This is a genomic window from Fundidesulfovibrio putealis DSM 16056 (assembly GCF_000429325.1).
Taxonomy (GTDB): domain Bacteria; phylum Desulfobacterota; class Desulfovibrionia; order Desulfovibrionales; family Desulfovibrionaceae; genus Fundidesulfovibrio; species Fundidesulfovibrio putealis.
In genome coordinates, this window is the sequence record NZ_KE386885.1 from 343,701 (window position 1) to 356,448 (window position 12,748).

General features: G+C 64.3%; 11 protein-coding genes. 3 read left to right on the forward strand and 8 right to left on the reverse strand.

Annotation, left to right across the window (positions count from 1 at the left end):
• Positions 1-12: 12 nt before the first annotated feature.
• Positions 13-1,209, reverse strand: a complete 1,197-nt coding sequence (locus tag G453_RS0118345; protein WP_051272605.1) for a YibE/F family protein — start codon at positions 1,207-1,209, stop codon at positions 13-15.
• A gap of 194 nt (positions 1,210-1,403) precedes the next feature.
• Positions 1,404-2,972: an alkaline phosphatase gene (locus tag G453_RS0118350; protein ID WP_051272606.1), complete on the reverse strand. Its 1,569-nt coding sequence runs from the start codon at positions 2,970-2,972 to the stop codon at positions 1,404-1,406.
• A gap of 226 nt (positions 2,973-3,198) precedes the next feature.
• Between G453_RS0118350 and G453_RS0118355 the strand changes: the two genes are divergently transcribed.
• On the forward strand, positions 3,199-3,921 hold the full coding sequence (locus G453_RS0118355; protein ID WP_084502533.1) for a superoxide dismutase: 723 nt from the start codon (positions 3,199-3,201) through the stop codon (positions 3,919-3,921).
• Positions 3,922-4,231: 310 nt separating this feature from the next.
• On the opposite strand, the gene G453_RS0118360 is transcribed toward G453_RS0118355, so the two are convergent.
• Positions 4,232-4,522, reverse strand: coding sequence for a putative quinol monooxygenase (locus G453_RS0118360; RefSeq protein WP_027192209.1), 291 nt, complete (start codon positions 4,520-4,522; stop codon positions 4,232-4,234).
• Positions 4,523-4,687: 165 nt separating this feature from the next.
• Positions 4,688-5,305 carry a flavodoxin family protein gene (locus G453_RS0118365; RefSeq protein WP_027192210.1) on the reverse strand — a complete coding sequence of 206 codons (618 nt, stop codon included), beginning with the start codon at positions 5,303-5,305 and terminating at the stop codon, positions 4,688-4,690.
• A 136-nt stretch (positions 5,306-5,441) separates the two neighbouring features.
• Between G453_RS0118365 and G453_RS25125 the strand changes: the two genes are divergently transcribed.
• A complete protein-coding gene (locus G453_RS25125; protein WP_051272607.1) occupies positions 5,442-5,864 on the forward strand; it encodes a winged helix-turn-helix transcriptional regulator in 423 nt (140 codons plus the stop codon).
• A gap of 302 nt (positions 5,865-6,166) precedes the next feature.
• On the opposite strand, the gene G453_RS0118375 is transcribed toward G453_RS25125, so the two are convergent.
• The 3 genes from G453_RS0118375 to G453_RS25130 form a co-directional block, all read right to left on the reverse strand.
• Positions 6,167-6,736 (reverse strand): flavin reductase family protein, encoded by a 570-nt coding sequence (locus G453_RS0118375; RefSeq protein ID WP_027192211.1) that lies wholly within the window; start codon positions 6,734-6,736, stop codon positions 6,167-6,169.
• Between the two features lie 62 nt (positions 6,737-6,798).
• A complete protein-coding gene (locus tag G453_RS0118380; protein WP_235731801.1) occupies positions 6,799-7,254 on the reverse strand; it encodes a MarR family winged helix-turn-helix transcriptional regulator in 456 nt (151 codons plus the stop codon).
• Between the two features lie 64 nt (positions 7,255-7,318).
• Positions 7,319-8,548, reverse strand: a complete 1,230-nt coding sequence (locus tag G453_RS25130; protein WP_051272608.1) for an aminotransferase-like domain-containing protein — start codon at positions 8,546-8,548, stop codon at positions 7,319-7,321.
• Positions 8,549-8,861: 313 nt separating this feature from the next.
• On the opposite strand from G453_RS25130, the gene G453_RS0118390 reads away from it, so the two are divergent.
• Complete coding sequence (locus G453_RS0118390) at positions 8,862-9,647, forward strand: M48 family metallopeptidase (protein ID WP_027192213.1); 786 nt, start codon at positions 8,862-8,864, stop codon at positions 9,645-9,647.
• Positions 9,648-9,693: 46 nt separating this feature from the next.
• Here G453_RS0118390 and G453_RS26715 read toward each other — a convergent pair whose 3' ends face one another.
• Positions 9,694-12,729 carry an ATP-binding protein gene (locus G453_RS26715; protein ID WP_051272609.1) on the reverse strand — a complete coding sequence of 1,012 codons (3,036 nt, stop codon included), beginning with the start codon at positions 12,727-12,729 and terminating at the stop codon, positions 9,694-9,696.
• Between the last annotated feature and the right edge of the window lie 19 nt (positions 12,730-12,748).

Here is a 12,748-nt window from a genome sequence, read left to right on the forward strand (position 1 = left end):
CGGCGAAGCTTTTCAGCTGACGACCTCCGGATGCCGGGCCTTGCGCCCGGCCAGCAGCCACGCCCCCATGAGCGCCGTGAACGGGGCCACCAGCACCAGCCCGAAGCTGCCCACCAGGGTGTTCAGCACCTCGGCGGCCACGTGGTTCATATTGAACACGTTGGCCATGGGCACGCCCTGGGCCATGAACACCATGAAAAGCGCCATGGAACCGCCGGAATAGGCCAGCAGCAGCGTGGTGGTCATGGTTCCCACCACCACGCGCCCCACCCGCAGCCCCGAGAGAAAGAGCTTCCAGAAGCCGATGCCGGCCCCTTCTCCGGTATGATGCGCGGACACCTCCTCCATGCTGGCGGCAACGTCCATGGCCAGGTCCATCACCGCGCCGCTTGAGCCCAGAAACACCGTGGCCAGGAATATCCGCGTCAGGTTCAGGTGCGGATAGCCCGAGTAAAAAAGCGTCTCGGCGTAGGCCTTCACCGAACCGTGCAGATGAAACCCTTCCGAGAATCCCACGGCCATGGCGCAGGTGGCGGCCACGCCCAGAAGCGATCCCAGATACGCGGCCAAAGCCTTGCGGTTCACCCCGCCCACCAGGAACAGCACCGAGGCCATGAGCACGGCCAGTACGACAAGGGTCACGCCGATGGGGTCGTAGTCCTTGAGGAACAGAGGCACCATGACCTTCCAGATGGCCAGGGCGGCGAACAGGAAGCTCAGGAGCGCCTTGAGGCCGGTCCAGCCCGCGTAGGCCACCAGGAACACCGCGAACAGCCCCATGACCCACAGCTGGATGTCCAGGCGATAATAGTCCTGGGCCACGGCGTTGACCACCTCGCCCCCTGACACCGTCAGCGCCACCAGGGCCATGTCCCCGACCTTGAACTGCTTGTCCATCTCGAGCTTGCCCAGAAACAGATTGTCCGCCGTGACGGTGCGGCCCTTGAAGGGGCCCTCCAGCACCAGGGCCTGGACCCGCTGGTCGCCTTCCAGCACCACGCCGTATTGCCGCAGGTTGCTGTTGTCTGTTGCGGTTATCTCGGCCTTCACGGCCTGGGTGCCTGTGGGCAGGCGGTTCTCGAAGTCTGTTGGCAGGAACCAGAGCGAGACAGTCAGGACTGCGAAAGCGGCAGTGAGTATGATGTCCCTGCGGCGGCTGGCGGCTGCCGGGGGACCGGCTGGGCCGGGGATGCTGTCGTTTTGGTGCATGGGTGTGAAAGCGGGGCGCGCCGCATGCGGCGCGCCCCGGAGAAGTGACAGGTTGCTGGCTGAGTGCCGGAGAGGTGGTCAGGTCGGAGAGCCTCCGGCGGCCAAAGGGCTGCGCCCTTTGGAATCCCTTATAACTATTGCGAATGATCGTTACTATGCACCATGCGCCGTATTATTGGGAGAACGAAAGGCGATCAGTTCGAGGCCAGCTTCTTCGTGGGGTCCACGATGCTCATCAGGCGCTTGGCCAGCTCGGTGTTGTCGTAATAGCCCTCGAAGGCCTTGGCGCCGGTTCCCATGGCCGAGGTCATGACCGGCATGCCCGTATGGGAGTAGGTGGTCCAGGCCAGTCCGGCCTTGGAGTCCAGGATACGGGTCAGGGTGACGGTCAGGGGTTCATAGTCGCCGTAGCGCAGGTATTCGGCGGAGTCCTTGGATTTTTCGCCCTCGCCGGACAGGGAGCGCTTGAAGGCGTCCTCAACCATGACCAGCTCGTAATCCTTGAGGTACATGCCGTAGGTGTCGGCGGGGGAGGTGACGTCCTCGTTGGGCTTGGGAGACTTCTTCATCTCTTCCAGGTCGGCGGCGGTGGGGATCACCAGGCCGAAGCCTTCCTTGATGAGCCCGGCCACGTCGGCCAGATTGGCTTTGTCCGCAGGGGTGTTCTTCTTGTATTCCTTCAGCTTGTTGGAGAAGGCCAGGAAGGAGAGCTTCTGGTTTTTCAGGTAGCTGTAATAGTTGCCGTACTTGGTTCCGGCGAAGCCCAGGCTCATGCCGCCGCACTCGTGGTCGCCGGTGACCACGATCAGGGTTTCGTCCGGGTGCTTCCTGGCGAAATCCACGGCCTGGGCCACGGCGTCGTCCAGGGACAGCACGTCCTTGATGGAGGCCACGGCGTCGTTGGCGTGGCAGGCCCAGTCGACCTTGCCGCCCTCGATCATCATGAAGAATCCCTTGGGGTTGTCCAGCAGTTCGATGCCCTTGGCCGTGAACTGGGCCAGGGTGACCTCCTTGGCCGGATCAACGTCCATGGCGTAGGGCATGGCCTTGTCGGCGTCCAGCACGGGGTTGACGGCCAGCACTTTCTGTCCGGGCTTGAGGGCCAGGATTTCGTCGCGCGAATTCAGCACCGTGTAGCCCTTGGACTTGAAGCTCTCCAAGGCGTTCGGCTTGTCGCCTTCCTTCTTGGACTTCTTGCCCTCGGGATCCTTGAAGCCGCCGCCTGCGAAGTAGTCGAAGCCGGAGTCTGCGGCCTGCATGGAGATTTCGTAGTAGTTGTTGCGGCTGGGCTGGTGGGCGTAGAAGCAGGCCGGGGTGGCGTGATCCAGGGACACGGTGGACACGATGCCGACCTTCATACCCTTCTGCTTGGCGATCTCGGCCACGGTGGGCACGGATTTCTTCTCGCCGTCCACGCCGATTGCGCCGTTGTAGGTCTTCACGCCGCTGGCCAGGGCCACGCCCGCTGCGCCGGAGTCGGTGATGATGGAGTTCAGCGAGTAGGTGGTGGTTGCGCCCTGGACCGGGAAGGAGCTCATGGTGAGCTTGACCAGGCCGGGCTTTTCCATGCCCTTTTCGGCAGCCAGGTAGTACTCGGCGGCGGTGCGCTGGGCCTGGGCCAGGCCGTCTCCGATGAAGTAGAAGACGTACTTGGCAGGTTTGTCGGCAGCGGCGGCGGCAGTCGCCTGGGCCGCGAAGATAAGGGCCAGCGCCAGCCACAGGAGCATGGTCAGGCGGCGGGTGGACGGTCTTGCCAGGAGCATGGGTTTCCCTCCGGATATTTGGATGTTCAAAATCCTGCATCCTATTGCCGGGCCTGCGTTACGGATTGAATGCATCCCCGCGTCAAATGGCCGAAACCCGCTGCCTGGATCGACGCCCTCGCTGATTGCTTGACACTCGCGCATGGCGGGAGCAAGGAAGGAGGATCGAAATCCCTTTCCGCCTGTCGCGTCCTGTCGCGCGGGCGGCACCTCACGGAGGCGCACGATGCAAGATAAGACCGCGAAAGGCATGACCCGCAGGGAGTTTGGCGGGTTGGCGGCGGCGACCGTCACAGTGGCGGCGGCTGGCGCGCTTGGTTTCCTCTCACCCCAACCCGTCCACGCACAAGGATCACCCATGTTTGCCATACCTGCCCTGCCGTATCCCGAAGACGCCCTGGAACCTGTCATATCCGCGAAGACTTTGTCCTTCCACTACGGAAAGCACACCAAGGCCTATTACGACAACATGAACAAAGCCCTGGAGGGCAAGCACGCCGAGGGGATGACCCTGGAGAAGGTGTTCCTGGACGCGGCCAAGGACCCTGCTGCGGCGGGGCTTTTCAACAACGCGGCCCAGTCCTGGAACCACACGTTCTACTTTGCGGGCTTGAAGAAGGGCGGGGGCGGCAAGCCCACGGGCAAGCTGGCCGAGGCCCTGAACGCAGCATTCGGCAGCTATGACGGGTTCGTGAAGGCCTTCAGCGAGGCTGGCATGACCCAGTTCGGCAGCGGCTGGGCCTGGCTGGTGGCGGATGCGGGTGCGCTCAAGGTGGTGAAGACCCCCAACGCCATGAACCCCATGGTGAACGGCCAGAAGCCGCTTCTGACCGTGGACGTCTGGGAGCACGCCTATTACCTGGACTACCAGAACCGCCGGGCCGACTACCTGAAGGACGTGCTGGAGAAGCTGGTGAACTGGGAGTTTGTGGCCAAGAACCTGGGGTAGCGGCGCTGCATTTGGCGGCATGAACGTGTCGCTTCGGATAGGGGCGGGCTGTTCTCGTCTGGTTCGGATTGTAGGGGCTGGAGCACATCGAACCCAAGACCGTTCCTGATATCCGCGTTGCACTCCAACTGGCCGCACCCCTACGCGCAGCCAGACAACGCAGACCCATGAGGGTGTCCAGAGGGCGAAGCCCTCTGGCCGCCGGAGGCTTTCCTCCACGCATCCCCCCACGCATAAAACACGACCTGCCGGGGACCGGCATTACGCACCAGTCCCCGGCAGTCTCACCTCAGCTCTCAATTCGCAAATTCTAGCTGATCTTCTCCAGCAGCTTGATCTCCGTGGACTGCGCCAACGGCCCCAGTTTGTCGCGCATATTCAACAGGTGCGGCGTCTCCAGGTGCGCGTCCAGAAGCTCCTTGCTCTCCCAGGTCTCGTAGAACAGGAAGGTCCCCGGCAGATCGACGGCCCGGTGCAGGTCATACAGCAGACAGCCCTTGTCCTTGCGCGAGGGCTCCACGAGCCCGGTCAGCAGCGCTTCCACATCCTTCTCGCATCCGGGCTTGGCCACGATGGTGGCCACCACGGTCAGATTCGCCATGTTCTCGACTCCTCGATGGTTCGTGTTCGGCCTGTGGGCCGCCCGGCCTCGGCATACTCCGGGTCGTCGGTCGGTTCCAAGGCCTGCCGGGACGTCAGACGCCGGCCCTTTCGGCATTTGCACGTTGCCCGTGTGCCAGCCCGCCAGCCTATCGCACTGTCCGGGCTATTTCTCGCCAGCTTGGTTCATGGCCGGGTAGCTGCCCATGTTGGGCTTCACGCAGCGGCCCAGCCAGTCGATGGCGCGGCCCAGGTGGTTCATGTTGCGCATGGCCTCCTCGTCGCCGCTCACCTCGCCGGGGTTCAGGCCGTAGCCGATGTTCCAGTAGATGGATCCGGGAACGATCATGCCAGACATCAGGTACATGTGGTTGATGGTGTCGTAGGCATGCGTCGCCCCGCCGCGCCGCACGGCCACCACTGCCGCGCCGATCTTGCCTGCCAGCAGCGATCCGTTGGCGATGGACACCAGCCCCGAGCGGTCCAGCAGCGCCTTGAGCTCGGCGGTGACGTCGGTGAAGTAGGTGGGCGTGCCCAGGATGATGGCGTCCGCCGCGAACATCTCGGCCAGGCAGTCGTTGGCCACGTCGTTCTTCACGGCGCACTGGCGGTCCTTGTTCTCGAAGCACTTGTAGCAGGCGATGCAGCCACGGATCTTTTTCGCGCCAAGCTGGATGAAGGAGGTCTCCCAGCCTGCGGCGTCAAGGGGTTTCAGGGCCTCGCGAAGCATGATCTCCGTATTGCCGCCCTTGCGGGGGCTGCCGTTGATGGCAACTGCTTTCATGATGTGTTCTCCCGTGAAACGGTTTTTGGGCGCTTGACGTGCCCTCATGCTGGGTCATATGCAAGGAACAGCCTGCAAGCGCAAGTACTGTCTTCAATGTGCCATACTGACGAATAGTATAGTGAGGAGCGAAGCCGTGATCACCCCCTGCAAGACCAAGGAATTGAACGGAAAGACCTACCGCTGCTTCTTCGAGCTGACCCTCCAGATCATGGGGGGCAAGTGGAAGCCGATCATCCTGTATCATCTGGCAACCGAGGGCGTCATGCGTTTCAGCGACCTGCGCCGCAGCATCGGCGGGGTGACCGAGCGTATGCTGGCCCGGCAACTGCGCGAGCTGGAGGCCGACGCGGTGATCCATCGCGAGGTGTACCGGGAAGTGCCGCCGCGAGTGGAGTATTCGCTGACAAAGCTTGGTGACGGGCTCGTGCCGATATTGAAGGAACTTCGCGACTGGGGCGCGGCCTACGAGCAGAGCATGGGCGGCGCGGAGCTGTACGTTGGCGAAGGATACGAGCCATCGCTGGAACAGGAGTGCGGCAAGGCCAGGAGCGCGTGAGGGTGGGGTGAGGCGAGTGTCGCGTTTTTGAAAAACATGAATATGTTCTTCAAAATCAAAATAAATGGTTTTGGCTGTTTGTCTTGAAAATCCGTATGGACGGATTGTGAGGACGCAACACTCGGTGAGAGGGAAGAGGCCTCCGGCGGCCAAAGGGACAAGTCCCTTTGGAATCCCCTACCGCTTCGCGTCGTTCCGGTTCGAGAGACGTATTCCAGGCTGGCTCCCGGTGGAGCCGGAGATTTCGCGGACGGAGACGCAAAGCCGTCTCCGCCCGTGATTGAGGCATACTCGAAAATCGTCTAGCCCTTCTTGAGCTTCTTCCCCACGTTCCAGCAGCCGCCCAGCACCGGCCCCAGGCCGTAATAGGACAGCGTCCCCATGTCGAAGAGCAAAGGCCGAACCTTGGCCGGGTCGATGTGGCCTTTTTCCGTCAGAATGCTCTCGTCCGCCCAGGTCTTCACGATCTCGCCGATGAACACCTCATGCGAGGGAAAATCCACCACCTGGTGCAGGCGGCACTCCATGCACACCGGGCACTGCGCGATGAGCGGCGCGTGCTGGAGCTCTCCGGTGAACAGCTCGAACAGCGTGGATTTGTCCGTCTTCTTGCCGGAGACGATGCCCACGTAGTCGGTTTCCGCCATCAGGGCCTCGGAGGGGATGTTCACGCTGAACTCCCGGTGCTCGTGGATTCCCGGCCCGCTGTAGTGGGATTTGTTGATGCCAACCGAGATGTACTGCGGCTGCCCGTGGTTCATGATGCCCACGTGGGCCACGGCCAGGAAATTTGGCCGCCCGTTCACCACTGCGCCCACGATGGTGGTCAGGGAAGGATACATGGCGGTGGCGGGTCCGAGATCCTTTTTCATGGGGTGTTCTCCTGGGTATTGTTGCGTGTGCATGCAAGTGAAAAGGGTAAAAAAAGGGGGCCTCAGGATTGGTCCAGAATCTGGCAGGACTGATGGATCACCCGGGTCAGGTCCGTGCCAGTGTCCTCGCCCAGCACGTCAGAGTAGCGCCGGTGCAGGGATTTCCAGGCGGCGGCGATGGAGGCGCTCATGTCCTTGCCTTGGGCTGTCGGGTGGAAATGGGCCGCCTTGCCCTGGGAGCGGCGTTCCAGAAGAGTCCGGCGCACCAGTCCGTCCGCCAGTCGGCTTACCGTGGAGGGGGCAAGGTGAAGGCGGGAGGCGAGTTCTGTGGGGGTTATACCCGGCGACTCCAGGGCCAGCATGAGAAGAAACGCCTGGGAAGGCGACAGGCCAACAGGCGCAAAAGCCTCCTCGGCCAGGCGCGTGATGGTGCGCGCCAGCGCGTTTGCCGTGAAGTACAGGCAGTTTTCGAGGAGCGTTTTGGAGTCGGCCATGGCGGGACTTTGATGTTTGTACATGCAAATGTCAACATGTTCCTCTCCCTGAGCCCCGGATGGGGACTCGGGGAGAAGAGGGGAGCGTCTAGATTTCCAGCGGAGCGCCAGCGTCGCACTGGCAGCCGCTCGCAGTTGAGGCGTGGCGGGCCAGCACTTCCTTCAGGCACGCGCCCAGGCGGGTGATGCCTTCCTCGATGCGCTCGGGCGTGGAGTTGGAGAAGTTCAGGCGGAAGGCGTTGTCCGTGCCGTCCACGTAGAAGGGCAGACCGGGAACAAAGGCCACCTTGCGCTCGATGGCCTTGGCGAAGACCTCCTCCGCGCTCACGCCCTTGGGCAGCTCGCCCCACAGGAACATGCCGCCCTCGGGCTCGGTGCAGCGCACCTCCGCCGGGAACTCGCGCTTGATGACCTCCACCATCAGGTCGCGCCGCTCGCCGTAGGCCTTGCGGATCACCGCGATGTGGGCGTCAAGGTCGTTGGTCTCCAGGAACCGGTGCAGCACGCGCTGGGCGAAGATGGAGGTGTGCAGGTCCGAGGCCTGCTTGGCGGTCACCAGGGCGTGGAACAGGTCCGGGCCGGCGGCTATCCAGCCGATGCGCATGCCGGGGCTGGCGATCTTGGAGAAGCTTCCCATGAGCGCGGCCTTGTCCGACCCCATGAAGGCCCGGATGGGCGGCACGTCCTCACCCTTGAAGCGCAGCTCGCCGTAGGGGTTGTCCTCCAGCAGGATGGTGTCGCTCTCCTCGATCAGGCGGGCCACTTCGCGCCGGGTGTCCGCGTCGTAGGTGGCCCCGGAGGGGTTCTGGAAGCTGGGCACGGCGTAGAAGATCTTGGGGCGCTCGCGCAGACGCTGGGCCAGCTGGTCCAGGTTCACGCCGCCGGGCACCAGGTCCGCTGTGAGGAACTGCGCGCCCATCAGCGAAAAGGCCTGGATGGCGCCCAGGTAGCCGGGGCGCTCGATCAGCACCTCGTCGCCCACGTCCAGCATCACCTTGGCCATGAGGTCCAGGCCCTGCTGCGAGCCGGTGGTGATGAGGATCTGCTCCATGGGGATGTCCAGGCCCCAGGTCTCCTTGTAGCGCCGGGAGATGAACTCGCGAAGGGGCGGGTGTCCCTCGGTGATGGAGTATTGGAGCGCCTGGGGGCCGCAATCGGTGAGCACCTCGGAAGCCGCCTTGGCGAAGGCTTGTGCAGGAAAGTGGTCGGGGCTTGGGAGCCCGCCCGCGAAGGAGATGACCTCGGGGTTCTGTGTGACTTTCAGGATTTCACGGATATAGGAGCGGCGAACGCCGGACATTCTGGAGCTGAAACGCACGAGTGGCCTCCGGGTGTCGAGTGTGTGGCGATGATATGGGTACCTGTATATATTGCGTATTGTAGGCCAGGCGGGCCGTGCGCGCAACCGCAACCGGCAGGGGGCAGGGCTTGGGTATGGAACGGATGGCCAAAGAGATGCAGCCCCGTCAGCACGTCCGTCCTCCGGCGGGCGCGTACGGCGCAAGCGCCTTCATGAACGAAATTTTACGTTGACTTGCGATGTCGGGGCTTTACCTGTTTAACTCCAGCTTGGGGCCGGGCAACCGGACCGCCATGCGGGCACAGACGATAATCCGGGGGCTTGCACGCTCATGAAAAACATCTTCTCCGCGCTTTTCCTCACACTGACGCTGGCGGCCGCGCTGCTGGCCGCCGGGTGCGACTCCGCACCCTACACCGAGCGCAAGCAGCTCATCGTCATCCCCCAGAGCCAGGAACGGGCCATGGGCGCGCAGGCGGCGCGCGAGATCCTGGGCACGGAGCGGCTCTCGCGCAACCAGGCCCAGATCGAGGCCGTGAAGCGGGTCGGCGCGCGCGTGGCCGCCGCCAGCGGCGAGAAGGGCATGCAGTGGGAGTTCCACGTCATCGACAACGACTCCGTGCCCAACGCCTTCTGCCTGCCGGGCGGCAAGATCTTCGTGTATTCCGGGCTCTTCAAGTACGTGCAGGACGACGCTCAGCTCGCCACGGTGATGGCCCACGAGGTGGCTCACGCCATGGCCAGGCACGGCGCGGAGCGGGCCACCATGGAGATGGGGGCGCAGCTCGGGGGGGCCATCTTGAACTTCGTGCTGAGCGAGGAGGACCCGCGTCTTGGGCAGATCGCCTCCAAGGTGTGGGGGTACGGGGCGAGCCTTGGGGTCATGCTGCCCTACAGCCGCAAGCACGAGCACGAGGCCGACGCCATCGGCCTGCACCTGATGGCCAAGGCCGGGTACGACATGGACGCCGCCGTACGCTTCTGGGAGAACATGCGCAAGAACCCGCAGTCGTCGCGCACCCTGGCGTTTCTCTCCACGCATCCCGCCGACGAGAAGCGCATCGAGCGCATAAAGAAGACCATCGCGGACATCCGTGCCGGGCAGACCCCGGCCTGATTCTCCTGATTTGGGGAGCGGCAAAGTTGCCTGCCGCGTGTGTGCGTCAGTCTGAAACCGACTCTGAAATATCCAGTGGCAGGCGGATGATGAAGCGCGCCCCGCGTCCGGGGGACGATTCCACGGCCATGTCGCCGCCGTGGTTCTGGGTGATGATGAAGTAACTCACCGAGAGGCCGAGCCCCGTGCCCAGGCCCGGAGCCTTGGTGGTGAAGAACGGCTCGAACACCCGCTTGCGGATGGCTTCGTCCATGCCCGGCCCGTTGTCTTCCACGGCTATGCGGGCGGACGCTCCTTCCTCCGACAGGCGTAGCGCGATGCGCGGGCGCTGGCCTGCGGGTGGGTTGGAGGCCAGCGCCTGGGCCGCGTTCTTGATGAGGTTCAGCACCACCTGCTCGATTTCGGTCTTGGTGCAGCGGGCGACCAGCGGCGCGTCGGGGAAGTCGCGTATTATCTCGATGCGCCGGAAATCGTACTTGCGCTTGAGGTCGTAGTCGCTTTCGGCCAGCTCCAGGGCCTTTTCCATAAGCTCCGCCAGGTCCGCCGGGGCCATCTTGGACTCGCTGCGGCGGCTGAACTCCAGCATGTTGGAAACGATGTGCGCGGCGCGCTTGCCTGCATCCTGGATGGCGTCCAGGAACTTGGGGACCTCGCGTGATTCCAGGTAGCTCGCGATGGCCTCCAGGGAACAGCCCGCCTCCTGCGCGCTCCGGGAGTTGCCGGGCAGGTCGGAGAACAGGCGGCGCTTCACGATCTGCACGCTCTGCAGGATGCCGCCCAGCGGATTGTTTATCTCGTGGGCCATGCCCGCTGCCAGCCCCCCCACGCTCATCATCTTCTCGGTCTGGAGGACGAGTTCCTCCATGCGCACCCGCTCGGTGACGTCGTCCAGGCGGATGACCGCGCCGCGCGTCAGCCCTTCGGCGAGCATGGGGAACACCTGGAGGTCGATGAGCCTTTGGTCCCCGGAGACCGTGAGCCTGACCCTGTGCAGCTGCACGGGGCTCCCCTGGGCCAGGGCGGAGGAGATGGCGTCCTGGTAGGCTACAAGCGGTGCGAAGGCCTGCGCCAGAGGCAGCCCCACGGCTGCGGCTTCTCCGGATTCTGGCGACTCTGGCGCATCTGGCGCGCCCAGCAGCCGGGCGGCGGCGCTGTTCAGGTAGGCCACCACGGCCTGCGCGTCCACGCCGATCACCGGGGAGGGCATGGAGTCCAGGATGTGCTGCATGGACGTCCTGGCGTGTTCCAGGGCCTCCTGGGTGCGGATGCGCTCGGTGGTGTCGGTGAAGACTGTGGCGAAATGTCCGGGCCAGGGAGAGAAGGCCGAGATGTGGAAGTGCTTGTTCAGGGGTTCGAAGAACACTTCGAAGGTCGTGGGCATGCCGATGGAGGCCACCCGCGAGTAAATGTCCAGGAATGGGGCCTGCCCGGTGCCGTAAAGGCGCGATGCCAGCTCCCCCACGGCCTTGTCGCGCGCGATGCCCAGGATGGACTCGAAGGCCGGGTTCACGTCCAGGAGCCGGTAGTCTGAAATCTCGCCGGACGGGCTGGTGACGATTTCGTGCAGGCTCACGCCCTCGGTCATGGATTCGAAGAGCGTGCGGAACTTGCGCTCGCTCTGGCGCAGGCTCTCCTCGGCGTAGCGGCGCTCGGTGACGTCCAGGCTGACCGTGAGCACGCTTGCGGGTTCGTCGCCCAGGCCCGGCAGGGGCAGGCGGCTGGTGGCGAACAGGCGAAGCCCGGCAAAGGGGCTGTCGAAGGCTTCGGCCTCGCAGAAGCGGGGCTTGCCCAAGCGCAACACCTCATGTTCCTCGGCGCGGGCGAACTCCGCCCACACGGCGGGTGAGCCCAGCGCCGAGTCGGTGGACCCGATCAGTTCGCTGACGGGGCGTCCCAGCAGGCGTCCCAGGGCGGGGTTGGCCACGGCGTAGCGTCCGTTCGCGTCCTTGACCGAGATGGGGTGGGGGATGTTGTCGATGAGCAGTTTCTGCAGGCCGTGCTGGCGGTCCAGCTGTTCGTAGAGGCGGGCCAGGTCGGCCCCGGTGGCGTTCAGGGTCTTGGCAAGAAGCCCGATCTCGTCGTCCCGGTCCAGGACCAGGGCCTTGCCCAAAGACCGGGAGTCCTTGATGTCCGCGATGTGGCGGGTGACGCGCGACAGGGGGTTCAGCACGAACAGCTGCAAGAGCAGGATGCTCGCGCCAAATGACAGCGCCCCGGCCAGCCCCACCAGCCCCAGGGCCAGATGCATGGAATGGTTGAAAGCCATGGCGTCGGTGTGCGGGTGCACCACGGTGAGCAACAGGACCGGGATGCCCAGGAAATCAGGGTAGGCGCAGTGCACGGTGAGCGATTCCTGGGACTCGGACCCCACGAACGCGTCCTTGCCGGCGCGCATGGCCTCCCTGGCCTTGTCGGCCAGCAGGCCCGGGGCCTTGGCCAGCGGGATCAGCGAGAATTGCAGGCGCAGCTGCTGGGCGATCTGCCCCACCAGCTTGTCGTCCAGGAAGCGTCCTGCCAGGAGCGTCCCGCGCGAGGGGCCCCAGCCCAGGGAATTGAGCACGGGCTGGTAGCTTATGAGCATGGGGCCAAGCGGAGTGTTCAGGACTCCCTTGCCCTGGGCCTTGGCGCCGGGGCCCGCGCCGGCTCCTGGCCGCTTTATCTCGTCGGGCAGGTCCTTCAGCAGGGTGCCCAGGGGGATCGATTCGCGGGTTTCCAGGTCGAACGCGCCTGCGGCCAGGAGCTTGCCCGCCGGGTCGTAGAGGGCCATCAGGTTAAGCCCCGCGCCCCGCAGGGCCTCCCAGGAGAAGGTGTCGGAGCCGAGCAGCTTGTCGCGGTCGGCGGCGAAGCGGTAGGTGATGTCCGAGACGCTCTTGAAGCGCAGGGTGGAGTCCAGGTGGGCCAGCTCGTTGTCCAGTCCGCTGGCGGCGCGTCCCAGGTCGTGGAAGGCCTGTTCCTGGTCCAGGCGCTCGAATCCTTCCAGGCCCAGGTAGCGCACGGCCGCCCACCCGGCCAGCAGCGTCACCAGCGACGTGGCGAACAGCACCAGGATGACGGTGCGCTTAATGGACAGGCCGACGTACATGATCTGCTTTTACCGCCCT